This window comes from Rhizobium etli 8C-3, from assembly GCF_001908375.1.
In the GTDB taxonomy this organism is placed as follows: Bacteria; Pseudomonadota; Alphaproteobacteria; order Rhizobiales; family Rhizobiaceae; genus Rhizobium; species Rhizobium etli_B.
The window spans coordinates 2189513-2215232 of record NZ_CP017241.1 but is presented as its reverse complement, the minus strand read 5'-3'; the positions used below and the strand labels follow the sequence as shown (position 1 = coordinate 2215232).

The window sequence follows — 25720 nt, the reverse complement described above, 5'->3', positions numbered from 1 at the left end:
CGACCCATGAGCGCTTCATCCAAGCCAATCGATTTCCTGTGGTTCATCCCGACCTCTGGCGACGGGACATATCTCGGCTCCGGCGAACTGACGCGCGCCCCGGATATCGGCTATATGACGCAGATCGCGCAGGCCGCCGACCGGCTCGGCTATTCCGGCGTGCTTCTGCCGACGGGCGTTGCCTGCGAGGAGTCCTTCGTGACGGCCGCAGCCCTTTCGGCCAAGACCGAGAAATTGAGATTCCTCGTCGCGATCCGTCCCGGTACAGCCTCGCCCGCCTATTATGCGCGGTTGACGACAACACTCGACCGCATCTCGAACGGCCGCGTGCTGCTCAACATCGTCGTCGGTGGCAGCCCCGGCGAGCTTGCCGGAGACGGGATCCATCTGGAGCATGACGAGCGCTATCGGCACGCCGAGGAATTCTTCAGCCTCTGGGAAGAGCTGCTGGAAAAGGGTGTCGCGAGCCTCGACGGAAAATACATCAGGGCAACCAACGCTCGGCTCGGTTTTCCGTCCGTCCAGAACCCGCGCCCGCCGCTCTATTTCGGCGGCTCGTCGGATGCCGGAATCGATTTTGCGGTGAACCGCGTCGACAAGTATCTAACCTGGGGCGAGCCGCCGGCACAGGTCGGCGAGAAGATCGAGCGGGTGCGAGCCGCCGCCGCCAAGAAAGGCCGTGAGGTGAGTTTCGGCATCCGACTGCACTTCATCGTCCGCGAAACGGACGAGGAAGCATGGGCGGCGGCCGACCGGCTGATCTCAAAGCTCGACGATGCGACGATCGAGGAAGCGCAGCAGCGTTTCGCCAAGGAGTCCGACTCCGTCGGCCAGGCGCGCATGGCGGCCCTTCACGGCGGCCGACGGGACAAGCTCGAGGTCTCGCCAAACCTCTGGGCCGGTGTCGGCCTCGTGCGCGCCGGTGCCGGGACAGCACTGGTCGGCTCGCCAAAGACTGTCGCCGCGCGGCTTCGCGAATATCAGGATCTCGGCATCGAGACGGTGATCGGCTCCGGTTATCCGCATCTGGAAGAGGCCTACCGCGTCGCCGAACTGCTGTTTCCCGAACTCGGGCTAGAGCGTGAGGAGCAGCGCCACGGCCTCAGAAGCGATTTCGGCCATCACCGGGTCTTCGGTGGCGGCAGCCACGATGGCAACCTGAAGGTCGTTTCCGGCTCCTGATTTCAAAAGCACGCAAAGAGAGAAGAAAGCATGTCGGTTTTCGAAACGCCGTTCACGCGAGCGATTGCCGGGCAAGAGAGCAGCAAGGCGTCCTCTCGCCTTTCGCTTCCAAGCCGCGAGGCGCTGCTGCCCTATCTGGTACCGTTCACGATCATTCTCGCCTGGCAGGCGGCGTCTTCGGCAGGGCTTCTTTCCTCACGCCTCATGCCGTCACCGGCGGATGTGGCTGTCGCCTTCTGGTCGACCTCGCTATCGGGGCAGTTGCCGCATGACGTTGTCGTCAGTGCCGGGCGGGCTTTCGCCGGTCTCATCGTCGGCGGGTCGATCGGCTTCCTGCTCGGCATTGCAAATGGCGTTTCGAAGATTTCCGAGCAGCTGACGGATACGACATTGCAGATGCTGCGCACAATTCCGCATCTGGCGATGATCCCGCTTGTCATTCTCTGGTTCGGGATCGGCGAGGAATCGAAGCTTTTCCTCACTTCGCTCGGCGTGCTGTTCCCGGTCTATCTCAATACCTATCATGGCGTGCGCAACGTCGACCGCGACCTGATCGAGATGGGCAGGGTCTACGGCATGGGCGGCTGGAGGCTGTTTCGCATGGTGATCTTTCCCGGCGCGCTTCCCTCGATCTTCGTCGGCCTGCGCTATGCGCTCGGCATCATGTGGCTGACGCTGATCGTTTCGGAATCGATCGCCGCGTCTTCCGGCATCGGCCACATGGCGAACAATGCGCGCGAGTTCATGATGACGGATGTCGTGGTGCTGGCGCTGGTGATCTATGCCGTGCTCGGCAAACTGGCGGACGTCGTGGCGCGGGCGCTGGAGCGGCGGGCGCTTCGCTGGAACCCGGTCTATCAGGAACAGGAGAGGGGCAATGGCCGTCATCACGCATGAGCGCTGCCAGGGGGCTGCTGGGCCGGAATTCGGGACGGAAGCGGCCTTTTTGCAAGCCGGTGCCGCTTCGATCACGCTCAGCGCCGTTGAGAAGAGTTTCAGCGGCAACCGGGTTTTACGCGGCATCAACCTGTTCATTCCGCCGGGCCAGTTCGTCGCGGTCATCGGCAAGAGCGGCTGCGGCAAGAGCACGCTGCTCCGCATCCTGATGGGGCTGGATCAGCCGACGGCCGGTGAGTTGCGCTTCGAAGATACCGCAGGTAACGAGCCGAATGCGCGCATCGTCTTTCAGGAGCCGCGCCTGCTGCCGTGGCTGAACGTGGCGGAGAATGTCGCCGTTGGGCTTGGCGACAAGGTGGAGACGCGGTTGGCACTGGCGGAAGCGGCGGTGGTGCTGTGCGAAGTGCAGCTTGCCGAGAAGGCGCAGGAATGGCCGTCACGGCTTTCCGGCGGCCAGCGGCAGCGCGTTGCGCTGGCCCGGGCGCTGGTAAGCAGGCCCGGCGTGCTGGCGCTTGACGAACCGCTCGGCGCATTGGATGCGCTGACGCGCATCAGCATGCAGGAACTCCTCAATCGCGTCTGGCGCGAACTCGGCTTCACCGCTGTACTGGTGACGCATGACGTTAGCGAGGCGGTGCACCTGGCCGACCGGGTGATCGTGCTCGATGAGGGTCGGATCGCGCTTGATCTGGCGATCCCTTTTGCGCATCCGCGCAGGCACGGCAATGCCGAACTCGCCGAACTGGAGGCCAAGCTGCTTTCGGCGATCCTCGGAAGGTAGCGCGCGTTGGATCAGCTTTGTCGGTTTCGCTCGCAGATCCAGCGATCGAGATGGCCAAGCGCCTCCTGCTGCAGGCGGTAGGTGCGGACGCGGCCGGCCTTTTCCGACAGCACGAGGCCGCTCGATTCCAGCACGTTCAGATGCTTCATCACTGTCGGCAGCTTCATGGAAAGAGGCCTTGCCAGCTCCATGACGGAGGCAGGGCCGCGGCCGAGGCGATCGACCATGCCGCGGCGGCTGCGGTCGGACAAAGCGTGAAACATCCGGTCGAGGACGGCAGGTTCCATGGTCATTGCGAGGGCATTTCGCTGCGGATGCGCTCGGGGAGCTGGTGACTGTAGGGGTAGAACCTGAAGTAGGGCAGTGCCTCCTTCAATACCCGTTCAAAGGACGGCCGCTCGAGCAGGCGCTCGTAATAGGCCCGCAGTTTCGGCTGGTCGTCACCGAAGGGAACGAGCGTTTCGGCATAGAAGAGGGCAGGTGCGGCAGCGCAATCGGCCATCGTGAAGCTGTCGCCGGCAATCCATTGGTTGCTGCCGAGCTGCTGCTCGATCATGCCGTAGGCCGTTGCGTGCGTGTTGCGTGCCTCTTCCACGCCATGCGGATCCTTGCTGCCCTGCGGCCGCAGCGTATCGGTGACGATCTTTTGCATCGGCGCCTGCACATAGAGATCGAAGAAGCGGTCCCAGAGGCGGACGCGAAGCGCCCGGTCGATATCGTCCGGCAACAGGCGGACAGGACCGGGGTAGTGTCGGTCGAGATATTCGATGATGATGCTCGTCTCGGGGATCGTGCTGTCCAGCGCCTCGTCGCGCAGGACAGGCATCTTGCCGACCGGCCAAAAGCGGAAAAGCTCGGCGCTCGATGTTTCATCGGCCAGGTCGACGGTGCGGTTTTCGAAAGGCGTGCCGTTCTCGTAAAGCGCGATCAACACCTTGTGGCAGAAGGAGGCGAGTGGATGTCCGTAAAGAACGAGCGACATGGTCGAGCCTTTCAGTCGTCTGAAAGTTTGCTGAACGGCTAAGTATCAGGTTACAGGACGTGCCGCAAGGGATGGTTTCCTGATTGCGTAAGTCTCCGATGCAGCGGGCGGTTCGTTATTTCCTCCGTCGCTCAGGCAGGGTTCACAGCAACTGGGGCCGGGCCGAAGCAAGCTGGTTCCCGTTCCCGACCGCATCCCTGCCGATTTATGAGGAGGGGAAGTCGTCCTTTCTTCCTGAGAAATATGGCGGTCGCACTTTGGTGATCAAGGAAACTGCTGACCTGCGCTCCAGGTGCGTCGCAACGGCGGTCTCCGACCTGGGCCAGCCTGAGCCGTTGGCTCGAAGACCGTGCCTCAACCGGCCAACCGTGCAATGATCAGATGTCCCGGGCTGGGCCGACCTTCCTGCATGCGGACGTTGATTTCGCTCATCTCCACAAGATCGAAGCCGGTCGCAGTCAGGCGGTCGCGGATATAGGCTTCGGCGTGCAGAAAGCGCTGGTGCGGGCCGACGGCGTAAAGGCGGCCGTCGGTCGGCGGGAGCGTCTCGGATGAGAAGATGAAGAGGCCGCCGGGCGTCAGGTTTTCAGCGGCGCCGAAAAAGAGCGGCTCCAGGGCGCCGAGATAGGGCAGCACGTCGGTCGCTGTGATGAGGTCGAAGGCGTCTTCGTCGTTGTCGTCGAGGAAGTCCTCGAGCTCGGCGACGAAGAGGGTCTCGTATATATCCTTTTCATGGGCGATCTCGACCATGTTTTCGGAAATATCGATGCCCGTCATCTCCTCGCACAGGTCGCGCAGCGTGCCGCCCGTGAGCCCCGTGCCGCAGCCGAGGTCGAGCATGCGCCTGAAGGGGCCGAGCTTCAGTTCCTGCAGGCGCTGGCGGACCAACATGGGGACGTGGTAGCTGAGCTGCTCGACAAGAACGTCCTCGAAAACTTCGGCATGCTGGTCGAAAAGGGTTTCGACGTAGGCATCCGGCGCCCTGACCGGCGTCTCGCCGCGGCCCAGCGATGCGATGCGGACGGCGGCACCGCCGTGGTCTTCCGGGTCGATCGCCAGCACCTCCTCATAGGCCTTCACGGCAGCATCGATGTCACCGGCCTTTTCGAGACGAAGGGCGCGATTATAAGCTTCCGCAAGCGCTTCCTCGTCGATCTTCTTCGCCATTGCCGTCACCACCTTCTCGAGTTCAGTCAAGCCTGTAAGGCGCCTCGGTGCCTTTTGCAATGGCGGCCTTTGAGGCGCAGAATGTAAATGGAGACCTCAATAAGAAGGACAGGGAGGAATGCCATGACGACCGACATCAGCAAGCCCGGCCTTGACGAGAGCGCCCGGAAGGAGGCGACGCCGCCGCTGCCGCTGACCCCGGTCGAAATCACCAATACCCTGGCGCACTATTATCGCGGCGAACTCGGACGCATGACGAGTTGGCGCGATCGCATCGACCGGACGTCGAACTGGGCGATCACGGTGGTCGCGGCATTGCTCTCACTCTCGCTGTCGACGCCGACTGCCCATCATGGCGTGCTTCTCTTCGGAATAATGCTGATCTCGCTGCTCTTGCTCATCGAGGCGAGGCGCTATCGGTTCTTCGATATCTACCGCGCCCGCGTCCGGCAGGTCGAAAAAAACTATTTCGCGCAGATCCTGTCGCCGGAGGCAAATTCCGCGCGCGATTGGGGTCCGGTGGTCGCAAGCAGCCTGCGCAAGCCGAAGTTCCTGCTGACCTACGCAGACGCCGTCCAGCGGCGGCTGCGGCGCAACTACAGCTGGATGTATCTCATCATGCTGCTTGCCTGGGCGCTGAAAATCACGACGCCGAAACTGCAGACCGAGGGCAGCGCACTGGCACAGACGCATTCCTGGACCTATGTGATCGACAATGCCGTGCTTGGGCCGCTTCCAGGGCTCGTGGTCATTGCCCTCGTGGTGGCCTTCTATCTCGCCATCCTCTATGGCGTGTTACGCCGGGAACCCGACAAAGGCGAGTTCATTCATGGCGAAGCACATGTCTGACGACCTCAATGCAGGATGAACTCGCCTTTCAGGGCGCGCCATTCCGTCGCCGAAATCAGCTTGCGGTGGATGTAGCGCACCGAATGCAGCGGGCCGTCCAGTTTCTCCTGCCAGAATTTCAGAAAGCCGCGCATTTCGGGAAATTCCGGAGCAAGATCGTATTCCTGCCAGATGTAGGTCTGGAGGATCGCCGGGTGATCCGGCAGGTGGTAGAGGATGTGGGCGGTCGTCAGCCCGTATCCCTGAAGCTGCTTTTCGAAGTCCTTGTTCATCTCAGCCTCGCTTTCGTTCCCATGCCACGTTTGTGAACATGATTTGAAATGGAAACACGCGTCGGTTAACCGAAGCTTGACAGATGCGGGAAGAAAAGGCTATTTGTTTTTGATTTCAATGACTTGGCAGCGCTCATATGGGAGTGCTGCCAAGCGTCGTCAGCGCTTCAGATGCCGTGTCAGGCGGCGCTCGATCCAGTTCCAGAAATGTCGAAGCGCCTCAACCATCGAAAGATAGAAGATCGCAGCCCAGAGATAGGTCTGGTAGTCGAAGGTGCGCGAAAAGGCGTAGCGGGTTTCGCCCATCAGATCGAGCACTGTGATGATGGCGACGACGGCAGAGCCCTTGATCAGCAGGATGATTTCATTGCCGTAGGGGCGCAGCGCCACGATGAGCGCCTGCGGCAGAACGATCTTGCGGAAGGCGACGGCCTTGTGAATGCCGAGTGCTGAGGCTGCCTCGTGTTGGCCGCGCGGCACACTTTCGATGGCGCCGCGCAGGATTTCGGCCTGATAGGCGGCGGTATTGAGCGTCATCGAGAAGAGACCGCAATACCAGGCGTCGCGGAAGAACCACCACAGACCGGCGGCTTCGAGATGCGCGCGAAAGCCGCCGAGGCCGTAGTAGATCAGAAAGAGCTGTGCCAGGAGCGGCGTGCCGCGGAAGACGTAGACGTAACAATAGGCAAGCGTGCTGATGATCCTGTTCTTCGACATGCGCGCGAAGGCGAGCGGCAGGGAAAGTGCCGCGCCGAAGATCACGGAGATCGTCACCAGGATGATCGTCGTCATCAGTCCGTGCAGGTAGCGCGGACCGTAGCGCGCGAACTTGTCCACGTCCCAGCCGGCGATCACCATGTAGATCAGGCTTGCGGCAAGCAGCGCCCACAGCAGGACGAGGAGCGAGCCGACGACGCGCGTGCCCGTTATCGGCTTGACGATTTCCTTCGGCGCCGGCTGCGGCGGAATGAGGGTTTGCGCATAGCTCATCGGCGGGCCTCGGAGCGCTTGGCCCAGCGTTCGATATAGCTGAGGCCGATCGACGAGATGATCGCAAGCGCGAGGTAAAGTCCGCAGGCGATGATGTAGAAGAAGAAAGCCTGCTTGGTGACTCGGACGGCAACGCCGGTCTGGCGCAAGATGTCGGCAAGGCCGATGATCGAGACGTATGAGGTGTCCTTGAGCAGGATCATCCACAGGTTCGTGAGGCCGGGCAGGGCAATGCGGACCAACTGTGGCAGCACGATCAGGCCAAGCGTGCGGCCGTGATGAAGGCCAAGCGCATAGCCGGCTTCGTACTGGCCCCTCGGTATGGCGCGGAAGGCCGACAGCAGCACTTCCGCGCAATAGGCCGAAAAGACCACCGAGAGCGCGATCATGCCGGCGACGAAGGCGTTGATCTCCACCCGCTGCTCGTAGCCGAAGGAGGTGAGCACCGACTGTATCAGGATCTGAAGGCCGTAGTAGATGATGAAGAGGGTCAGGAGTTCGGGCAGGCCGCGGAAGATCGTGGTATAGATGCCCGATGCAACGCGCACCGACCTTTCTTCCGATTGCTGGCCCAGCGCGACAAAGAAGCCGATGATGAGGCCGACGGGAAGCGTCAAAAGCGCCACGCTCACGGTGGTCTTCAGGCCGAGCGCGATTTCGTCGCCCCAGCCTGCATTGCCACAGGCGAGAATGGTCGATTGCCCGAACCAGGTGAAAACGCCGGAAGGTCCGCAGAGCGGATCAAAGATATATCCTATCCAGGCCCAGAACGAGCCCGGCGCGGAAAACAATCCGCCCATGCCAACTTTCCCCTCACGGCTTATGCCGTTTTGATCTTTCCATGGTTGTCAAACAAAAATGGCGGAAGAGCAAGCCTTCCGCCATCATCTTTGCCGGTCAGTTACAAGTTTTCTTATTCGCCGTAAACGTCGAAGTCGAAGTACTTGTCCTGAATTTCCTTGTACTTGCCGCTGGCGCGGATCGCTGCGATCGCGGTGTTCAGCTTGTCCTTGAGCGGGTCGCCCTGGCGCACGGCAATGCCAGCGCCTTCGCCGTTGATTTCCTTGTCGACGGGAAGTGTCGTCAGGATCTTGCAGCAGGCGCCGGCTTCCGACTTGATCCATTCGGAGAGAACGACGACGTCGTCGATGGCGGCGTCGATACGGCCGCTGGAAATGTCGAGCTTATACTCGTCGGCGGTCGGGTAAAGCTTGAGCTCCGTGTCGGCAAGGTGCTTTTCGGCGTAGTTGGCGTGCGTCGTCGAGGTCTGTGCGCCGATCGTCTTGCCTTTCAGGCCGGCGACATCGGTGATCGTCGAGTCCTTCGGCACGGCGACGGCCGGCGGCGTGTTGTAGTACTTGTTGGTGAAGTCGACGAGCTTCAGACGCTCCGGCGTGATCGACATGGATGAAACGATCATATCGAACTTCTTGGCCTGCAGCGCCGGAATGATGCCGTCCCAGTCGGTGCTGACGAAGGTGCATTCGGCCTTCATTTCAGCGCAGAGCGCCTTGGCGATGTCGATGTCGAAGCCCTTGATCTCGCCGCTGGCGTCAACGAATTCGAAGGGCGGGTAGGTCGAGTCGGTGCCGATCACGTACTTCTCGCCGTCGGCCATTGCCGAGCCTGCGAAAAGCGACAGCGCTGCGAGTGAAGCAGCTGCGAGAAAGCGGGTGGAGATACGCATGAGGATCCTCTCTGTTGGTTGGCCGCTGCGTCTTCTTCTTATCCGCCAGCGACCTGAATGCGGCGGGCACGAGGCACACGCCTTGGCGCGATAATCAAACCTTTTTTTTGGAAATTGCAACTGGAATCGCAGCCAAATGGTGCGGCGAAAACTGTGGCAAAGATGAACGGGACCGAACCGCTTCATTCATACCGGGTTAATAAGCGGCTTCCTAAAACAGCGGGAACAAATCCGGATTTGGACGATTTCGATCCTGAATCCGCCCACAGACGTCGGGACGCCCTGCGGGTGTGCCAAGGCTCAACAAGAAGATGAGGAAACCCCCCAATGGGCATGAAATCCAGATTGTTTGCTAGCGCCGCTTTCCCGCTGCTTTCGCTGTCGCTTGCCATGTCGCCGGCCCATGCAGCGACTGCAGCCGGTGTCAGTGCAGTGCGGCCCGTGTCGCAGGTGATCAGCGGAAGCTACGAGGTCGCCCAGGATGCCGCGCCGTCGGATGAAGAGATTCTGAAGAAGAAACGCAAGCGGCCTGCCGAGCAGCCTGCCGAAGAACAGCAGCCTGAAGCAGAACCCCAGCAGGAGGCGCCGCAGGCCGAACAGGAAGCGCCGCGCCGCAAGCAGCGCAAGCCAGCACCTCAATCAGAGCAGGCTCCAGAAGCGCAGCAGGCTCAGCCGAGCGAGGAGCAGCCACGACGCAAGAAGCGCCAAGCCTCACCGGAGCAGGCCGAGCCAGAACCAGAGCAAGAACAGGTAGCGCCTGAGGCTGCACCGCAACAGCAGCCCGCGCAGAATCGCGAGCGGCCGCGCCGCAAGCAGCGCGAGCAGCAGCCCGCACAGCAGGAAGTCCCCCAGCAGGACCAAGCCCAGCCCCAGGCCGACGAGCCGCAACAGCAGACGGATGAAGCCCAGCCCGAGCAACAGCGTCCGCGCAAGCGACAGCAACAAGCAACTGAAGGCGAAAAGCAGCAAGCAACTGAAGGCGAAAAGCAGCAGCCTGCCGCAAAACCCGGCCGAAAACCCGTGAAGGAAGCTCAGCCTGAGCAGCAGCCGGCCGAGGACAAGGCAGCCGTTCCGAAGGAATCACCGGCGCCCGAGAAGACACCTGTGCCCGCAGAATCTCCGGCACCCGAAAAGCCGCCGGTTCCCGCAGAGCCTGACGAGGCGCAAAAGCCTGCCGAAGGTGGCGAAGAGCCGCTGCAACAGCAGGGCGAGCAGGTACCGCCCGCAGCGCCGACCGGCGAACAGCCGACCGGCGATGCGCAGCCGACGGAGCAGGCAATTCCCGCTCCCGAGAAAGTGACGCCCGAAGAGCTCGATCGCCGCAAGCAGATCGCCGAGGATCCGAGCAAGAGCAACGAGACCGTGGTCCTGCCGGTCGAGAACGGTGCCGCCGTACTCGATAGCGACAAGGATGCCGACCGGACCGTCGGTCGGGGCGGACGGCGTGAACGTGATCGCCTGCGCGCTGCAGAGCAGCAGGTCATCGCCGTCCCCAAGTCAGATGCCGATGCACAGCTCGCGCCGGAGGGCCAGCGTCGTCCTCCCGTCAAGTTTGAGGCGGTGACGAGCGAAGAGGGCCGCAGGCTCGACCGCAGGCCTGAGTTCATGAGCCCCGAAGGTGCGCGCGTCGAGCGCTACGAGGGTGACGACAACCGCACCATCATACAGTTCAACAACCGGATTGTGGTGCGCAGCGATGACGAGCGGCGCTTCCTCAGGGACGGCGAACGGCCGCTCTATGAGCAGCTTTCGCGGGATCGTTACCGCGAGACGATCGAGCGCCCCGAGGGCTATCGCATCGTGACCATCCGCAACCGCTATGGCGATATCATCCAACGCTCGCGCATCGACAGTCGCGGCCGCGAATATGTACTCTATTATTCGCCGGAACTTTACGATGATCCCGACCGCGGCTACTTCGAGGATCCTGGCGCAGATTTGCCGCCGATGCGGCTGGCGATTCCGGTGCGCGACTACATCATCGACACAAGCAGCAATCCGGATCGCGACTACTACGAGTTCCTGAGCGAGCCTCCCGTGGAACCCGTCGAGCGCGTCTATTCGCTGAACGAGGTGAAGTACTCGGCCCGTATCCGCGACAAGGTCCGTCGCATCGACCTCGATACGATTACTTTCGCCACGGGCAGTGCCGAGATCCCGATGAGCCAGGCCCGCAGCCTGCGCAAGGTTGCGGATGCGATGAACGAGGTGCTTGAAAAGGATCAGAGCGAGACCTTCCTGATCGAAGGCCACACGGATGCCGTCGGCTCGGATGAGAGCAATCTCGTCCTTTCGGACCAGCGTGCCGAGTCAGTCGCCAACGTGCTGACCGACGTCTATGGTATTCCGCCGGAAAACCTTGCGACGCAGGGTTATGGCGAGCGCTATCTGAAGGTCAACGTGGATGGTCCGGAACAGGAAAACCGCCGCGTGACCATTCGCCGCGTCACGGCTTTGGTGCGCCCGGTCGCATCGAACCAGTAAGGTAAGCAGATCGAGGAGAAAATGCCGTCGCTAGCGCGGCGGCATTTTTATTCGAAAGCCTGAGAAAGGCCGATCTTGGCGGCGATAAAGTCGGCGATCTCTGTCGTGTCGTCGAGACTGAAGACCGGCAAGGTCGCATCCGCGATAGGATGGTCCGCGGCGATGGCGCAGATATGAGGATCGGTCGGCGCCAGAAGATCGCGTCTGGCCGCTTCCAGGCGGCGGGCTTCGATCTTGGGGATCGGTTCGCGCTTGTAGCCTTCGACCAGCACCAGGTCGCAGGGAGCCAGGCGTGCAAGGATTTCCTCAAAGCCCGGTTCGGGCGCGCCGCGCAATTCATGCATGATGGCGTAACGGGTGCCGGAGACGATCGTCACCTCATGCGCACCGGCCTGCCGGTGGCGGTAGCTGTCGGCGCCGACCTTGTCGATATCGAAATCGTGGTGGGCGTGCTTGATCGTCGAGATGCGGTAGCCGCGGCGGGTAAACTCCTCGACGAGTCGTACGGCAAGGCCCGTCTTGCCCGAATTCTTCCAGCCGGCGATTCCGAATATCAGTGGTCTGGTCATGACAGCACCTGCAGCCAGCGCTCGGCTTCCACCAAGTCGTCCGGCGTGTTGATGTTGAAAAAAGGGTCGAGCAGGCTGGCGCGCGTCGGATGCAGCGGGAAGGCAACTTCCGCAACGTCGTGGCGTAACAGGAAGTCGCGCACGCGCCGCTTTTCGTCCGTTGCGATCCAGTCGGCGAGCTCGTCCCTCAGCGAAACCGGCCAAAGGCCGAAGACGGGATGAGGGCGGCCTTCGGAGGCGGCGATAGCGATCTTTGCCGGGGAATCGATTACGGCGACGAAATCCGCGACGAGCTCTGCCGGAAAGAAGGGGCTGTCGATCGAAACGGTCACCACATGGCTGACGTCCGCAAACGTGGCCGCATGCGCCATTGCAGCATGGATGCCGGCCATCGGCCCCGCTTTGCCAGGGACAATATCGGGAATGAAGCGCAGGCCGCATTGCGGCTCACTGTCGGCATTCACTGCAATTGTGGAGACCTGCGGGGCCAGCCGCGTGATGGCATGATCGAGCAGTGAGTGGCCGCCGAGCATGACGCGGGCCTTGTCCTGCCCCATGCGCGTCGAGCGGCCGCCGGCAAGGATGACGCCGGGAATGTTGGTGTTGTGCAGGGAAAAATCGGCCATGGCGGTTCTCACACGGGGCTTCTCGGCTCGGATTCCTGCGCCATCGGCGGCACGCGCCGTTTGGCCTCGCGATAGAAGGTATAAAGGCCCGACGCGATGACAACCGCGGCCCCGCAGAGCGTCCAGAAATCCGGCACCTCGGAAAAGAAGAAGACGCCGAGAAGTGCAGAGAAGATCAGGCTCGTATAGCGGAAGGGCGCGACGAACGAAACCTCGCCGGTGCGCATCGCGAGGATGACGGATTGGTAGCCGATCAGCACCAGGACGGAAGCGAGCAGCAGGTGCGAAAGCGAAGTGAGGCTGACGGGCTGCCAGCCGCCGAGTGCCGGCATGAGGAGCGCGCCGAAGAAGGCGACCGACATCGCGGTGACGACGGTCACCATCAGGGAGGGAATTTCTGGATCTATGGAGCGGGTTGCGAGATCGCGCCCTGCCGTCACCAGGACGCTGGCGACGCAGAGAAGGGCTGCGGGTGTGAATCCTTCGGGACCGGGACGGATGATGATCATGACGCCGAGGAGGCCGACCAGGATCGCCGACCAGCGCCGCCAGCCGACCGGCTCGCCGAAGAAGAGTGCTGCTCCGAAAGTGACGACGAGCGGCAGGGACTGCAGGATGGCCGAGGCGTTGGCGATCGGCATCATGCCCAGCGCCGTGATGTAGGAGACAGCGGCAAGCACTTCGCAGACGACGCGAAGGATGATGATCGGCTTCAGCACGATGCGCCAGGAGCGAAGTGCCCCCAGATGGCGGGCGATCAGATAGACGAGAATGCTCGTGAAGACGCCACGGATGAAGATGATCTGGCCAGCGTTCATATAGCTGATGACCGACTTGGAGAGGGCGTCGCTAGAGGAAAAGCCGGCCATGGCCAGGCTCATGAAGATTGCGCCCTGGGTGTTTCGAGACCGCGGCATAAAAAGAGATTCCCGATTTTCGTGCCGTCCTTTTAGAGGGGATCGCGCATTAAGGGAATCCAATGAAAGTCACATCCAGAATAAATCGATCGCGCGTGCACAATAAGCGGAACAATGCCGGGTTTGCTGGCAGAAACTGCTCAAGCCACTGTTTTTCCAGGTAAATCTCTTCCAGTGCAATGGCCTGAAGGCTCCGGCACGCTGGAATGAAGGTGCTTATACCTCGCTCATTGAGGGCTATTCCAGTTCATTTCATCGCCCGTTTTTGCAAACCCGCTGCATTGTCACGAAAGTCCTTCTGTTCGTCGTTCAGCTCAATCGGCCTTATCGCGGGTCGGCGAACAACCATCGGCATCCGGGAGGTGAGCCAAGCGGCCAAGGACGAAGAGCTCATCGCGCAGCAGAACGCACCAGAGTGGCGAAATCCAGGCCTTGGCGCCAGCGCCTCGACACGCCCTTCGGACAAGACCGAGCGTCAGGACGCATGGACCGGAGTGCGGGGTGAGTTGGGGATGCGCTCGCGCCGTCTGAAAGATCGCCTCCGGCAGAATTGGGAGTCGACGGTCCGTTGTCTATTGTTTTCTTCAGGCAGCGCCGGAAACGGGTGGCGGCAGCTGCACGTTCTTGCGATCTGGTTGCCGAACTTGGTCTTCTGCAATGAATGGAGGCGGGCATGAACAGCCTGAATGGAAAAATCGCAATCGTCAGTGGTGCCAGTGCCGGTATCGGCCGCGCCGCAGCCAAGCTCTTTGCCGCCGAGGGAGCGAAACTTGTCGTCACAGCACGGCGGCAGGCGGAATTGGGGACGCTCGTCGAGGAGATCGAGGCGGACGGCGGACAGGCGGTTGCCGTTGCAGGCGATATACGCGACGAGGAACTGCATCGATTTCTCGTGGAAACGGCGTCAAGGCGGTTCGGAGGCCTCGACATCGCTTTCAACAATGCGGGCGGCACTGGCGCCTATTGCGCGCTTGGCAATATCTCGCTCGGCGATTGGCGCGATACCGTCGACCTCAACCTGACAAGCGGATTTCTTGCCGCCAAGCATCAGGCGCCGGCGATGATTGAACGCGGCGGCGGGTCTGTCATCTTCACCTCGACCTTCGTCGGCCACACGGCAGGCATGCCCGGCATGGGCGCTTATGCGGCGGCGAAGGCGGGGCTGATGGGGCTCGTGCAGGTCCTGGCGGTTGAATTGGGGCCGAAGAATGTGCGCGTGAACGCATTGCTTCCTGGGGGCGTCGACACGCAGGCAAATCCGATCAACTTCAAGGACGCCGCTCCGCAGACGATCGCATTCGTCAAGGGTTTACACGCGCTGAAGCGGGTCGCCCAGCCGGAAGAGATCGCCAAGGCGGCGCTTTTTCTGGGCTCGGACATGGCAAGCTTTGTCACCGGTTCGACAATGCTCGCCGACGGCGGCGTTTCGATCAATCGCACGTAGCCACTCTTTGTCCGGAAATTTGAACAAATCCGGGCTGTTGGCGTTCTCCATTCATGTCCAAGTGAAGAGGAGAAGGTAGATGGATTGGAATCGTGTCGAAGGGAACTGGAAGCAGTTGAAGGGCAAGATCAAGGAACAGTGGGGCAAGCTCACTGACGATGATCTCGACCAGATTGCGGGGCGCCGCGAGCAACTTGAAGGCAAGATCCAGGAGCGCTACGGCATTGGCAAGGATCGCATCCATCGTGAGGTCGATGACTGGTACGAGCGCCAGACCTGGCATTGAGCATTTGCCCGGCTCTGGCCGGGCTTCCTCCAGAAAAAAGAAGACACATCATGTCGGAAGATGTTTCAAGTTCCACTAAATCGCCGCCTGGTCCCGCACCGGCGACGGACGCGCCCGACCGGGTTCGGGAAAAGCCGCCGTTAAAACCGGCCAATGCCCCTTCGAACGACAAGGATTCCGACGAGCCGTCGCCCGTCGATCCGGCACTGTTACCGATCGGCGATCCCGCCGGGGCGGCTTGAGGCACTCAATTTGAAGCCCGTCACCCCCCGGTGACACTCATGTGGCGGGAGACCGCCGGGCGATTATGGGTGCGATCAATGATGAAGTCGTGGCCTTTCGGCTTGCGGGTGATGGCCTCGTCGATCGCGGCATAGACCAGGCCGTCGTCTTCCGTCGCGCGCAGTGCAGAGCGGAGGTCGGCGGCATCGTTCTGGCCGAGGCACATGTAGAGCGTGCCGGTGCAGGTGAGGCGGACGCGGTTGCAACTTTCGCAGAAATTATGCGTCATCGGCGTTATGAAGCCGAGACGGCCGCCGGTCTCAGTGACTTCGACATAGCGTGCCGGACCGCCGGTCTTATAGCCGATATCGGTTAGCGTGAACTGACGTTCGAGTTCGGCGCGAAGCTCGCAGAGCGGCAGATACTGGTCAGTTCTGTCCTCGTCGATCTCGCCCATCGGCATGGTTTCGATGACGGTGAGGTCCATGCCGCGGCCATGCGCGAAACGTAGCATGTCCGGTATCTCGGCCTGGTTGAAGTCCTTGAGTGCGACCGCATTGAGCTTGATCTTCAAGCCTGCCTTCTGCGCCGCGTCGATGCCTTCCATGACCTTGGCGAAATCACCCCAGCGGGTGATCTTTCGGAATTTGACGGGGTCGAGGGTATCGAGCGAGACGTTGATGCGGCGCACGCCGCAGTCGAAGAGCTCCTGCGCATGGCGGGCGAGCTGGGAGCCGTTGGTCGTCAGCGTCAGCTCCTCGAGGCCGGAACCGATCCGCTTTCCGAGCTCGCGGACGAGAAACATGATGTTCTTGCGTACCAGCGGCTCGCCGCCGGTCAGCCTGATCTTGCGCACGCCCTTGGCGATGAAGGCGCAACAGAGCCGGTTTAGCTCTTCCAGCGTCAGAAGGTCCTTCTTCGGCAGGAATGTCATGTTTTCCGCCATGCAGTAGGTGCAGCGGAAATCGCAGCGGTCGGTGACGGAGACGCGCAGATAAGTGACCGCCCGTCCAAATGGGTCGACCATCGGGGCTGCATCTGCCACGAGCGGCGATGCGCTTGCTATCGTTCCAACGTTGCTGTTCACCAATACCTCCGTCGTCATGGTAATGTGGACAGATGTGGCTGCACCGTCAAGGGAAAGGCGGGGACGCACGGTAAATTGAGCTTGCCTCGAAATGCTCGATTGCCTACTGCTTCGTGACAATTGGAGGGAGCGATGAGCGATATCTGGCCGACTGAACTGCGTGTCTCGAAGGACCGTCAGCGTCTGACCGTGACCTTCAACGACGGCCAGAGCTTTGATCTTTCGGCCGAAATGCTACGCGTGCTTTCGCCCTCGGCAGAAGTACAGGGCCATGGGCCGGGGCAGAAGTTGACGGTTCCCGGCAAGCGCCACGTAGCAATTATCTCGATGACCCCGACCGGCAATTATGCCGTGCGCATCGGCTTCGACGACATGCACGACACGGGCATCTTCACCTGGAGCTATCTGCGCGAACTCGGCGAGCGTGGCGAGGAGCTCTTTGCGGAATACGAGAAGGAACTCGGCGACAAGGGCATGAGCCGCGACGTCGCGGAAAAGCCGCGCTGAGCCGAAAACAGCCATAAAGGGGGGGGGAAATGGCGAGAACCGCTGGTAAAAACTGGCTGCGTTCGAAGGAAAGTCCGGCCGACAGCAAGGTCAGCTTTCTCGAACTCTTCTTCGACTTGGTGTTCGTCTTTTCCATTTCCCAGCTTTCCCACGCGCTGGCGGCCCACTATACGCTGCTCGGCGCAGTCGAAGCGGCGCTGATGACCTTCGCTGTCTGGTGGGTCTGGGTCTTCACCGCCTGGGTAACAAACTGGCTCGATCCGGAAAAGATGCCGGTGCGCGGCATGCTCGTTGTTCTGATGCTGCTCGGATTGGTACTTTCGGCTTCGATTCCAGAAGGTTTCGGCGACAAGGGACTGCTTTTTGCCGCTGCCTACGTGCTGATGCAGGTCGGACGGTCGTTCTTTGCGCTCTATGCGATGAAGGATGCCGGCCGCTCGAACTATCTCAACTTCATCCGTATCAGCACATGGCTTTCGGTTGCAGGCGTTTTCTGGATCGCCGGTGGTTTTCTAGACCATGAGGCGCGGTTGATTACATGGATTGTCGCGCTCCTCATCGATTATGCGGGTCCGGCCTCAGGTTTCTTCGTGCCGGGGCTGTCCAAGTCGACGGCGGCGGACTGGGATGTCTCGGGCGCACATATGGCGGAGCGTTGCGCGCTGTTCATCATCATCTGCCTCGGCGAAGCGATCCTCGTTTCCGGCCGCACCTTTTCGGAACTTCCTTTTTCCGGCCTAACGACCGTCGTTTTCGTCACGGGCTTTGTTGGAACCGTGGCGATGTGGTGGCTCTATTTCCGGTTCGGGCACCAGCGGGCCGCACACAGGATCGAGCACGACGAAACGCCGGGTCGCCTTGCGCGCCAGGCTTTCACCTATGCGCATATTCCGATTCTGGCGGGCATCATCGTTCATGCGGTGGCCGTCGAGTTCATGTTCTCGCATCCGCACGACAGCGGTGATATCGGTGTGATGACTGCAATCCTCGGGGGCTCGGGACTTTTTCTTGCTGGCAATCTCTGGTTCAAGGGCGCAACGAGCGGGCGGGCGCCGCTTTCGCACCTGGCAGGGCTTGTGCTGCTGGTCCTATTGGCGTTCCTGGCACCGGTGCTCGAAGTCTATGTAATGGGCATTCTGGCGACGCTGGTGCTGATCTTCGTTGCTGCATGGGAATACAGATCGCTTGCCGGCCAGCGGGCCGAACGCATGCTGCACTGACGTCAATCCGCCTCGCGCAGATCCTGCTGCAGCAGGCCGATGATGCGTTCCATCGAGCTTGCCATGGCCATGCACTGCTCGATCGGCTCGGTGGAGAGCACCTGCTCGATCAGGTCGGTCTGGATCACCATGGCGCGCTCGGTGACGCTGCGGCCCTCCGGTGTCAGGTAGAGCCGCAGCACGCGCTTGTCCTTGTCGTCGCCGCGGCGCTCGATCAGGCCGCGTTTTTCCATCTGTGGCAGCAGCATGCTCATATTGGAGCGGCCGACGAGGAGCTTGCGGGCAAGCTCCTGCTGCGAGATGCCTTCGAAGCGATAAAGATTGATCAGTATATCGAGATGCGGGGTCTTGATATCGAGCCCTGCCAGCGAGCGGCCCAGCGATTGCTGCATCAACTGGCAGGCGCGGGCGACGGCGACCCAGCTGCGAAAACGCGGATGATCCCAGGGAAGGGATTGATTTTTGTTCATCGTTGTACTTTATTGTTCAGTGTTGAACATTATTGGATTCCCACTATGCCAAACTTTGCACTGAAGGTCACCCGCCTCGGATTGTCGCTGTTGCAGGCGGTTTCCCCGCGTCTTGCGGGTAAGGCGGCATTCAGGCTGTTTTGCCTGACACCGTCTCCAAAGCCAAAGGGCGCAAAGGCGAAGGCGGCGCATGCGGCCGGCCGGGCTTTCCTGCAATCGGCAGAGCGAATCGAGCTTCGCCTTGCAGGTGGGCGGCGGGCGCATGCCTACCGGATCAACGGCGGTGCTGCCGGCAGGCGGCAGCGTTGCCTTGTGACGCACGGCTGGGGATCGAGCATGGAATACATGACCGATTTGATCGGTGCGCTTGCTGCAAGCGGCGCGGAGGTGATCGGTGTCGATTTTCCAGGCCACGGACGGGCAGGCGGACGCTTCCTGCATATGGGGCTTGCCGTACAGACGATCGCCGCAGCCCAGGCGCGGTTTGGGCCATTCGACGCGACAGTCGGCCATTCCTTCGGCGGCGCGGCGCTGATGGTTTCGGCGGCCGGCCTTCTGCCTGAAATCGAGCCGCTTTCGACCGGAAAGATCGTCACGATCGGCTCGCCGAGCGAGATGAAATGGCTGTTTGCCGACTTCGGCAGGATGGTCGGCCTCAAAAAGGCGGCACAGACGGCGCTTGAAGGCGAGGTGCATCGGCTGACCGGCCGGGGACTGGAGGATTTCGATGCGGGGGAGGCGGCTGCAACGATGAGGCGCCCGATGCTGGTGATCCACGCGCAAGACGACAAGGAAGTCAGCGCCAGTCATGCGCGGCGCTACGCTGCCTCGGGCCGGAGCGTGCGGCTCTTCTGGGCCAACGGCTTCGGCCACCGACGGATCGTCAGCGCCGAGCCGGTGCTTGCGGAGATCCAGCGGTTCCTTGCCGACAATCCCATAAAAAATGATGTTGGGATCATTCCGCTTTTTGGCCTTCCGGGCAGACGGGCGTCATTGTAGCGTCATTTCGGGCGGCTAATGGCCGGTCTTTGAAACGTGGCAGGACGATCATGAAAGTCATCAGGACGGTCGAGGAACTCGCTGAAATCTATGCGGGAGGCCTAACACAGGCGTCCCTTGCCAAGGTGACGAAGGGCCTGACGCCGCTGTACCGCCAGATGATCGAAGCTTCCCCCTTCATGGCGCTTGCGACCGTCGGGCCGGAAGGGCTCGACTGCTCGCCGCGAGGCGACATCGGCGGCGTCGTGCGGGTGATCGACGAAAAGACGCTGCATCTGCCCGACTGGCGCGGCAACAACCGCGTCGATTCGCTTTCAAATATCGTGCGCGATCCGCGCCTTGCACTCATGTTCCTGGTGCCGGGTTCGAACACGACGATGCGCATCAACGGCCGCGGGCTGGTGTCGAACGATGAGGCACTGCTCTCGAGCTTCGAGATGGATGGTAAGCATCCGCGCACCGTCGTTGTGATCACCATCGACGAGGTTTATTTCCAGTGCGCCCGCGCTCTCATAAGAGCGCAGCTTTGGAACCCGGAGAATTTTTCCGATCCGGCGAAGCTGCCGACCCCGGGCCTGATGCTCAAGGAGGCGGCGGAAGATTTCGATCATGAAACCTACGACCGGGAGTGGGCGGGCCGTGCGGCAAAGACGATGTGGTAGGCAGCCGTCACCCAATGACGGCCGTTACGACTTGTAGATCAGCCAGCTCTTGCTGAAATCTTTCTGCATGCCTTCCTGGTAGAGGACGCTGCAGTTGCGCCCGGCATTCTTTGCTCCGTAGAGAGCGATGTCGGTCTTGTAGTAAAGCTCGCCCGGATCATCAGCGTTCGATGCCATGCAGACACCCATGGAGACGGTCACAGGTCCATAATTCACGCGGGTCCGGGAATTCTTGAAAGGGGTAGCCTCGAGCGTGCGGCGGATGCGCTCGGCCATGCTCATCACTTCCTCCGGCGTATTGCCATCGACGACCAACGCGAACTCCTCGCCGCCGGTGCGGGCGACGAAGATATCGCGGCGTACATTGGCGCGGATGACGGAGGCCACGGTCGCGAGGATCTTGTCGCCGACAGGATGGCCGAAGGTGTCGTTGATCTTCTTGAAATTGTCGATATCGGCAAGTACCAGCGCGGTGATGGGCTTCAGTGCGGGATTGTCGAAGACGGCGGCGAGGCGATCGTCGAAGGCGCGGCGGTTGGAAAGGCGCGTCAGCGAGTCGGTATTGGCTATGCGCTTGTATTCATCGAGTTCCTTACGGACCCGGTCCATCTCCTGCGAGCGCTGGGCGACGTTTTCAACCGTCCTTTCGCCATGCGCCATCGTATCGCCGGTCGCCTCCGAAAGAATTGTGATGGCGTTTTCGATGAGCTCGACGCTTGCGGCACTTTTGGAATTGATGCGCTTGTAGGTTTCGCCAAGCAGCTTGTTGTAGCTTTCGAGCGAGGTCTGCTCCTGGCGCAGGACACGCAGGAGCCCTTCCAGCTCGGCGGCGATGCGCCTGTGAGCATCGTCGAAGACACGGGCGGGCGAATGGGTGAAGTGCCGCGCGCCGAGTGCGTCGAGTTCTTCCTGCGTCGCCTGGCTACCAAGAGCAGCAAGATCGCGCGTCAAGGCGGGATTGGAGCCGATATAGGCCTCATAGAAGAGCTCGTAATTGCGCGGGATTGGCGCGACCCCCATCGAGCGCATGGCATATGTGATCTGACCTGCCACGTCGGGAACCTGCGCCTTTGGCGCTGCAGCCGCAGTCATTCGGCATACTCCTCAATGAGATTTCGAAGGCAATCTTCTAATGACTAGCTTAAATTCGTTGGGAAAGGATTAAAGGCACATATACTAAAGATTAGATATGAGTATTCTGCTCCACCATCGATGAAATACTAGGCAATCAAAATAAGGCGAAAATTCAATTTTCCTGACGCTTTCGCGCATTGCGCCCCAGTGACGCCCCAATACGCGGACATTTCCGACGACTTTGGACGTCTTCGATTTGTTGACAGTCGGTGTCGAAAACGTTCTCTGTCGTAAACGATGGGCGAGGTGCACATTCCTTCTCAATGGACCTGGAGCGGTCCAACAGAAGGCATGAGATTATGGAAACCGTCCCCGGTCATTCTTGCGGCTGCCATTGTCGCCGGCTCGGCACTGTTGCTGCACGACAGCGGCTTCTTCGACGGCGCGTTCCGCACCGATATCCTCGCCAGCGTAAGGGCCGAGGAATCGCTGGGCGCTGCCGATTTTCAGGCTTTGAATGGTCTGGCAAGCACCCAGCAGATCGATCCGCGCAAGACCGCGGCGGTTCACTGATGGCACTCAGCCGAGATTGAGCTCCTGAAAGAAGTCGTTGCCCTTGTCGTCGATGACGATGAAGGCCGGGAAATCCACGACCTCGATTTTCCAGACGGCCTCCATGCCGAGTTCCGGATATTCCAAGACGTCGACCTTCTTGATGCAATCCTGCGCCAGGCGGGCGGCCGGACCGCCGATCGAGCCGAGATAGAAGCCGCCATGCGCCTTGCAGGCTTCGCGCACCGCGCGCGAACGGTTACCCTTGGCAAGCATTACCATCGAGCCGCCGAATGACTGGAACTGGTCGACATAGCTGTCCATGCGACCGGCGGTGGTCGGGCCGAAGGAGCCCGAGGCGTAGCCGGCGGGCGTCTTTGCCGGACCGGCATAATAGACCGGGTGGTTCTTCAAGTAATCCGGCATGCCTTCACCCTTTTCGAGGCGTTCGCGGATTTTTGCATGGGCGAGGTCGCGCGCGACAATGATCGTTCCCGTCAGCGAAAGGCGGGTCTTGACCGGATGCCTGGTCAATTCGGCAAGGATGTTGGCCATCGGCTGGTGGAGGTCGATGCGGACCGTCGATTCCGACAGCTTCGTCTCGTCGATCTCCGGCATATACCTGGACGGATCGTTTTCCAGCTGTTCGATGAAAATTCCGTCGCGGGTGATCCTGCCCTTGGCCTGACGATCGGCGGAACAGGAGACGCCGAGGCCGATCGGCAGCGATGCGCCGTGGCGGGGCAGGCGGATGACGCGCACGTCGTGACAGAAATATTTGCCGCCGAACTGGGCGCCGACACCCATTTGCTGCGTCAGCTTGTGGATTTCCATTTCCATCTCGACATCGCGGAAGGCGTGGCCGCTCTCGGAACCTTGCGTCGGCAGGCCGTCGAGGTAATGTGTCGAGGCGAGCTTGACGGTCTTGAGGTTCATTTCGGCCGAGGTGCCGCCGATGACGATCGCCAGATGGTAGGGAGGGCAGGCCGCCGTCCCCAGCGTCAGGATCTTTTCCTTGAGGAAGTCGATCATGCGGTCATGCGTCAGAAGCGAGGGCGTTCCCTGATAGAGGAAGGTCTTGTTTGCCGAACCGCCGCCCTTGGCGACGAAGAGAAAATCGTAGGAATCCGTGCCTTCCTCATAAATGTCGATCTGGGCGGGCAGGTTGTTTTTGGTGTTCTTCTCTTCGAACATCTTGAGCGGCGCGAGCTGCGAATAGCGCAGGTTCTTCTTCTCATAGGCATCCATCACGCCCTTTGCGAGCGCTGCGTAATCGCCGCCTTCGGTCCACACCCGGCGGCCCTTCTTGCCCATGATGATCGCAGTGCCGGTGTCCTGGCACATGGGGAGGATGCCGCTTGCCGCGATATTGGCGTTTTTCAAAAGGTCGTAGGCGACGAAACGGTCGTTTTCGGTTGCTTCCGGATCATCCAGGATGGCTGCAAGTTGCTTCAAGTGGCCGGGCCGCAGCAGATGGTTGATGTCGGCAAAGGCAGTTTCGGCAAGCAGGCGCATGCCCTCTGGTTCTACCGTCAGGATCTCCTGTCCCCTGAAGCTGTCGACAGAGACGTAGTCGCTGCTGATCTTGCGATAAGCGGTGGTGTCCTTGCCGAGCGGGAAGAGATCGTCAGCCATCGAATTGACCTTTCTTGAGAATTGGCATCGCACAGTTTGGAACCGATCTAAATCGGGCGAACGGCAAATGCAATCGCTGACCTGGCCTCGCTGCTCCCCATCGCACGACGAAGGGAGCGGCGTCATCATTCGACGTTCACGAACGAGTTGTGATGATGCGGGCTGATGCGGGCTCTAAACGGGGACTTCGGCGTTCTTCGTATTGAACTGCTGAGCCTGCGCGCGGGCAGTCCCGGCCGATCGCAGCCGATCAATGCGGAAGGCTTGATTGACCTCTGCGAGCCTTTCTTGTTTTTGGTGCCGAATCGCCCTCCCGCTTTCGCTTACCGGACGGGTTTGTGTAGGCGGACGAGATCGCGCCGGCTATTTGGGGCCGATCATCTGCTCGGGGCGGACAATCTCGTCGTACTGTTGGGAGGTGACGAGCCCGCTTGCGAGTGCTTCTTCCTTCAACGTCGTTCCGTTCCTGTGCGCCGTCTTGGCGATCTTGGCGGCGTTGTCGTAGCCGATCGTCGGCGCAAGCGCGGTGACGAGCATCAGCGAACGCTCCAGGCCAGCCTTGATATTGTCTTCGCGGGCCTCGATGCCGACGACGCAATTGTCGGTGAAGGAGATCGCCGCATCGCCGAGAAGCTGGACGGACTGCAGGAAATTATAGGCCATCATCGGGTTATAGACGTTGAGCTCGAAATGACCCTGGCTGCCTGCGAAGGTGAGGGCGGCATGATTGCCGAAGACGTGGGCGCAGACCTGCGTCAGCGCCTCGCACTGCGTCGGGTTGACCTTGCCGGGCATGATCGATGAGCCCGGTTCGTTTTCCGGCAGCGACAGTTCGCCGAGGCCGGCACGCGGGCCGGAGCCGAGCAGGCGGATGTCATTGGCGATCTTGAAGAGCGCGGCTGCTGCGGCATTGATGGCGCCGTGGCTGAATACCATGCTGTCATGTGAGGCAAGCGCCTCGAACTTGTTGGGCGCGGTGACAAATGGCATATCGGCAATCTTGGCGATCTCCTCGGCCACCTTTTCCGCAAAGCCGGCCGGTGCGTTCAGCCCGGTGCCGACGGCGGTGCCGCCTTGCGCCAGTTCGCAAAGGCCCGGAAGCGTCATCTCCAGACGCTTGATAGCGGAGCCGACCTGTGCCGCATAGCCGGAGAATTCCTGCCCGAGCGTCAGCGGCGTTGCGTCTTGGGTATGCGTGCGGCCGATCTTGATGATGTGATTGAATTCGACGACCTTCATGTCGAGGGCGGCATGCAGGTGCTTCAGGGCCGGTAGCAGGTGGTGGGCGATCTGCTCGGCGCAGGCGATGTGCATGGCCGTCGGATAAGTATCGTTCGAAGACTGGCTCATATTGACGTGGTCATTCGGATGCACCGGCCTCTTGGACCCCATGACGCCGCCGAGCATTTCAATCGCCCGATTGGAGATCACCTCGTTGGCGTTCATGTTCGACTGCGTCCCCGAACCTGTCTGCCACACGACGAGCGGGAAATGGTCGTTGAGCTTTCCGTCAATGACTTCTTGAGCGGCATCGACAATCGCCTTGCCGATTGCTGGATCGAGCTGGCCGAGTTCCATATTCACCCTGGCGGCTGCCTGCTTGACGATGCCGAGGGCTCGCACGATCGACAGCGGCTGTTTTTCCCAACCGATCTTGAAATTGCCGAGCGAGCGCTGCGCCTGGGCGCCCCAATATCGGTCGCCTGCCACGTCGATCGAGCCAAAGGTATCTGTTTCGGTACGGTTCGAGGTCATAGCAATGCCTTCCTGTCGCATGCGCCGAAGCGCGTTCGTTTCAGGTCGGTCTTATAGGTCCGAACGGATCTCAAGAAAACCAGGCCGAAGACGAAATATGAAAGCGTTATTCATGTTTTATAGTATTCATCGTTGTTTTTAGGACACGCTTGAAACTTTATGCCCAGAGGGCGCGTTTGACCACTATGGCAATCGCGCGAAATTCGGTAAAAAATTAACTAATAATTTCATAATTTTGTGTGAACTGTTTGCCGGCGGCACGCTTTGACGGCGTCACACAAGTTGTGCCGGTGCTTCTGGCGCTCGGAGCAGGTTTCTGACAATGGACCGGGAAAGCCAGACGGTTTGAATTTATAAATGGGCTTGGCCTCGGCCAAGGACAGCGTGATACTGGGACTGGAAAA

At 60.7% G+C, this 25720-nt stretch carries 28 protein-coding genes; 13 read left to right on the top strand and 15 right to left on the bottom strand.

The features are described 5' to 3' along the window. Positions 1-6 precede the first annotated feature (6 nt). The 3 genes from ssuD to AM571_RS11240 are packed head-to-tail and all read left to right on the top strand — an operon-like array spanning position 7 to position 2860. Entirely contained in the window at positions 7-1182 is a 1176-nt protein-coding gene (gene ssuD, locus AM571_RS11250; protein ID WP_074061470.1) for an FMNH2-dependent alkanesulfonate monooxygenase, read from the top strand. A 30-nt stretch (positions 1183-1212) separates the two neighbouring features. Further along, entirely contained in the window at positions 1213-2079 is an 867-nt protein-coding gene (locus tag AM571_RS11245) for an ABC transporter permease subunit (RefSeq protein WP_074061469.1), read from the top strand. Beyond that, the gene (locus tag AM571_RS11240) at positions 2060-2860 is read left to right on the top strand and encodes an ABC transporter ATP-binding protein (protein ID WP_074061468.1); all 801 of its coding nucleotides are present in this window, start codon (positions 2060-2062) and stop codon (positions 2858-2860) included. Before AM571_RS11245 ends, AM571_RS11240 begins: the two co-directional genes overlap by 20 nt. A gap of 11 nt (positions 2861-2871) precedes the next feature. On the opposite strand, the gene AM571_RS11235 is transcribed toward AM571_RS11240, so the two are convergent. The 3 genes from AM571_RS11235 to AM571_RS11225 all read right to left on the bottom strand — a co-directional run bounded on the left by AM571_RS11235 (position 2872) and on the right by AM571_RS11225 (position 5009). After that, positions 2872-3153: an ArsR/SmtB family transcription factor gene (locus tag AM571_RS11235; protein ID WP_074061467.1), complete on the bottom strand. Its 282-nt coding sequence runs from the start codon at positions 3151-3153 to the stop codon at positions 2872-2874. Continuing rightward, complete coding sequence (locus AM571_RS11230; protein ID WP_074061466.1) at positions 3150-3842, bottom strand: glutathione S-transferase family protein; 693 nt, start codon at positions 3840-3842, stop codon at positions 3150-3152. The genes AM571_RS11235 and AM571_RS11230 overlap by 4 nt, the downstream gene beginning before the upstream one ends. Before the next feature lie 354 nt (positions 3843-4196). After that, positions 4197-5009 (bottom strand): methyltransferase, encoded by an 813-nt coding sequence (locus AM571_RS11225; RefSeq protein ID WP_074063189.1) that lies wholly within the window; start codon positions 5007-5009, stop codon positions 4197-4199. 123 nt (positions 5010-5132) lie between these two features. On the opposite strand from AM571_RS11225, the gene AM571_RS11220 reads away from it, so the two are divergent. After that, positions 5133-5858, top strand: a complete 726-nt coding sequence (locus AM571_RS11220) for a DUF2270 domain-containing protein (protein WP_074061465.1) — start codon at positions 5133-5135, stop codon at positions 5856-5858. Positions 5859-5863: 5 nt separating this feature from the next. Here the strand turns inward: AM571_RS11220 and AM571_RS11215 are convergent, their stop codons facing one another. The 4 genes from AM571_RS11215 to AM571_RS11200 form a co-directional block, all read right to left on the bottom strand. Then, positions 5864-6130 (bottom strand): usg protein, encoded by a 267-nt coding sequence (locus tag AM571_RS11215; RefSeq protein ID WP_074061464.1) that lies wholly within the window; start codon positions 6128-6130, stop codon positions 5864-5866. 159 nt (positions 6131-6289) lie between these two features. Next, entirely contained in the window at positions 6290-7120 is an 831-nt protein-coding gene (locus AM571_RS11210; protein WP_074061463.1) for an ABC transporter permease, read from the bottom strand. Further along, positions 7117-7920 carry an ABC transporter permease gene (locus AM571_RS11205; RefSeq protein ID WP_074061462.1) on the bottom strand — a complete coding sequence of 268 codons (804 nt, stop codon included), beginning with the start codon at positions 7918-7920 and terminating at the stop codon, positions 7117-7119. The genes AM571_RS11210 and AM571_RS11205 overlap by 4 nt, the downstream gene beginning before the upstream one ends. A gap of 113 nt (positions 7921-8033) precedes the next feature. Further along, positions 8034-8807, bottom strand: coding sequence for an ABC transporter substrate-binding protein (locus AM571_RS11200; RefSeq protein ID WP_074061461.1), 774 nt, complete (start codon positions 8805-8807; stop codon positions 8034-8036). A 327-nt stretch (positions 8808-9134) separates the two neighbouring features. Here AM571_RS11200 and AM571_RS11195 point away from each other — a divergent pair, with 327 nt between their 5' ends. Continuing rightward, complete coding sequence (locus tag AM571_RS11195) at positions 9135-11291, top strand: OmpA family protein (RefSeq protein WP_074061460.1); 2157 nt, start codon at positions 9135-9137, stop codon at positions 11289-11291. A gap of 47 nt (positions 11292-11338) precedes the next feature. Here AM571_RS11195 and mobB read toward each other — a convergent pair whose 3' ends face one another. Genes mobB through AM571_RS11180 form a run of 3 tightly spaced genes read right to left on the bottom strand, consistent with a single transcriptional unit; the run spans position 11339 to position 13403 of the window. Beyond that, positions 11339-11860 (bottom strand): molybdopterin-guanine dinucleotide biosynthesis protein B, encoded by a 522-nt coding sequence (gene mobB, locus AM571_RS11190; protein WP_074061459.1) that lies wholly within the window; start codon positions 11858-11860, stop codon positions 11339-11341. Next, on the bottom strand, positions 11857-12486 hold the full coding sequence (gene mobA, locus AM571_RS11185) for a molybdenum cofactor guanylyltransferase MobA (RefSeq protein ID WP_074061458.1): 630 nt from the start codon (positions 12484-12486) through the stop codon (positions 11857-11859). Before mobA ends, mobB begins: the two co-directional genes overlap by 4 nt. A gap of 8 nt (positions 12487-12494) precedes the next feature. Beyond that, positions 12495-13403 (bottom strand): DMT family transporter, encoded by a 909-nt coding sequence (locus tag AM571_RS11180; protein WP_074061457.1) that lies wholly within the window; start codon positions 13401-13403, stop codon positions 12495-12497. 673 nt (positions 13404-14076) lie between these two features. On the opposite strand from AM571_RS11180, the gene AM571_RS11170 reads away from it, so the two are divergent. The 3 genes from AM571_RS11170 to AM571_RS11160 all read left to right on the top strand — a co-directional run bounded on the left by AM571_RS11170 (position 14077) and on the right by AM571_RS11160 (position 15375). After that, positions 14077-14847: an SDR family oxidoreductase gene (locus AM571_RS11170; protein WP_074061455.1), complete on the top strand. Its 771-nt coding sequence runs from the start codon at positions 14077-14079 to the stop codon at positions 14845-14847. A gap of 79 nt (positions 14848-14926) precedes the next feature. After that, on the top strand, positions 14927-15133 hold the full coding sequence (locus tag AM571_RS11165) for a CsbD family protein (protein ID WP_074061454.1): 207 nt from the start codon (positions 14927-14929) through the stop codon (positions 15131-15133). A gap of 50 nt (positions 15134-15183) precedes the next feature. After that, positions 15184-15375: a hypothetical protein gene (locus AM571_RS11160; RefSeq protein ID WP_074061453.1), complete on the top strand. Its 192-nt coding sequence runs from the start codon at positions 15184-15186 to the stop codon at positions 15373-15375. A 20-nt stretch (positions 15376-15395) separates the two neighbouring features. Here the strand turns inward: AM571_RS11160 and moaA are convergent, their stop codons facing one another. Next, positions 15396-16460 (bottom strand): GTP 3',8-cyclase MoaA, encoded by a 1065-nt coding sequence (gene moaA, locus AM571_RS11155; RefSeq protein WP_420493347.1) that lies wholly within the window; start codon positions 16458-16460, stop codon positions 15396-15398. 114 nt (positions 16461-16574) lie between these two features. On the opposite strand from moaA, the gene AM571_RS11150 reads away from it, so the two are divergent. Both AM571_RS11150 and AM571_RS11145 read left to right on the top strand, forming a co-directional pair. Further along, a complete protein-coding gene (locus AM571_RS11150; RefSeq protein WP_074061451.1) occupies positions 16575-16949 on the top strand; it encodes a gamma-butyrobetaine hydroxylase-like domain-containing protein in 375 nt (124 codons plus the stop codon). Positions 16950-16978: 29 nt separating this feature from the next. Then, complete coding sequence (locus AM571_RS11145; protein ID WP_074061450.1) at positions 16979-18169, top strand: low temperature requirement protein A; 1191 nt, start codon at positions 16979-16981, stop codon at positions 18167-18169. A 2-nt stretch (positions 18170-18171) separates the two neighbouring features. Here the strand turns inward: AM571_RS11145 and AM571_RS11140 are convergent, their stop codons facing one another. Next, positions 18172-18639 carry a MarR family winged helix-turn-helix transcriptional regulator gene (locus AM571_RS11140; protein ID WP_074061449.1) on the bottom strand — a complete coding sequence of 156 codons (468 nt, stop codon included), beginning with the start codon at positions 18637-18639 and terminating at the stop codon, positions 18172-18174. 45 nt (positions 18640-18684) lie between these two features. Here AM571_RS11140 and AM571_RS11135 point away from each other — a divergent pair, with 45 nt between their 5' ends. Together AM571_RS11135 and AM571_RS11130 are read left to right on the top strand one after the other, a co-directional pair. Beyond that, positions 18685-19638 (top strand): alpha/beta hydrolase, encoded by a 954-nt coding sequence (locus tag AM571_RS11135; RefSeq protein WP_074061448.1) that lies wholly within the window; start codon positions 18685-18687, stop codon positions 19636-19638. 50 nt (positions 19639-19688) lie between these two features. Beyond that, complete coding sequence (locus AM571_RS11130) at positions 19689-20300, top strand: pyridoxamine 5'-phosphate oxidase family protein (protein WP_074061447.1); 612 nt, start codon at positions 19689-19691, stop codon at positions 20298-20300. 24 nt (positions 20301-20324) lie between these two features. On the opposite strand, the gene AM571_RS11125 is transcribed toward AM571_RS11130, so the two are convergent. Then, positions 20325-21392, bottom strand: coding sequence for a GGDEF domain-containing protein (locus tag AM571_RS11125; protein WP_074061446.1), 1068 nt, complete (start codon positions 21390-21392; stop codon positions 20325-20327). Between the two features lie 333 nt (positions 21393-21725). Here AM571_RS11125 and AM571_RS11120 point away from each other — a divergent pair, with 333 nt between their 5' ends. Then, positions 21726-21947: a hypothetical protein gene (locus tag AM571_RS11120; RefSeq protein ID WP_074063188.1), complete on the top strand. Its 222-nt coding sequence runs from the start codon at positions 21726-21728 to the stop codon at positions 21945-21947. Between the two features lie 6 nt (positions 21948-21953). Here the strand turns inward: AM571_RS11120 and AM571_RS11115 are convergent, their stop codons facing one another. Both AM571_RS11115 and fumC read right to left on the bottom strand, forming a co-directional pair. Then, on the bottom strand, positions 21954-23561 hold the full coding sequence (locus AM571_RS11115) for a fumarate hydratase (protein ID WP_074061445.1): 1608 nt from the start codon (positions 23559-23561) through the stop codon (positions 21954-21956). A gap of 363 nt (positions 23562-23924) precedes the next feature. Continuing rightward, the gene (gene fumC, locus AM571_RS11110; RefSeq protein WP_074063187.1) at positions 23925-25316 is read right to left on the bottom strand and encodes a class II fumarate hydratase; all 1392 of its coding nucleotides are present in this window, start codon (positions 25314-25316) and stop codon (positions 23925-23927) included. Between the last annotated feature and the right edge of the window lie 404 nt (positions 25317-25720).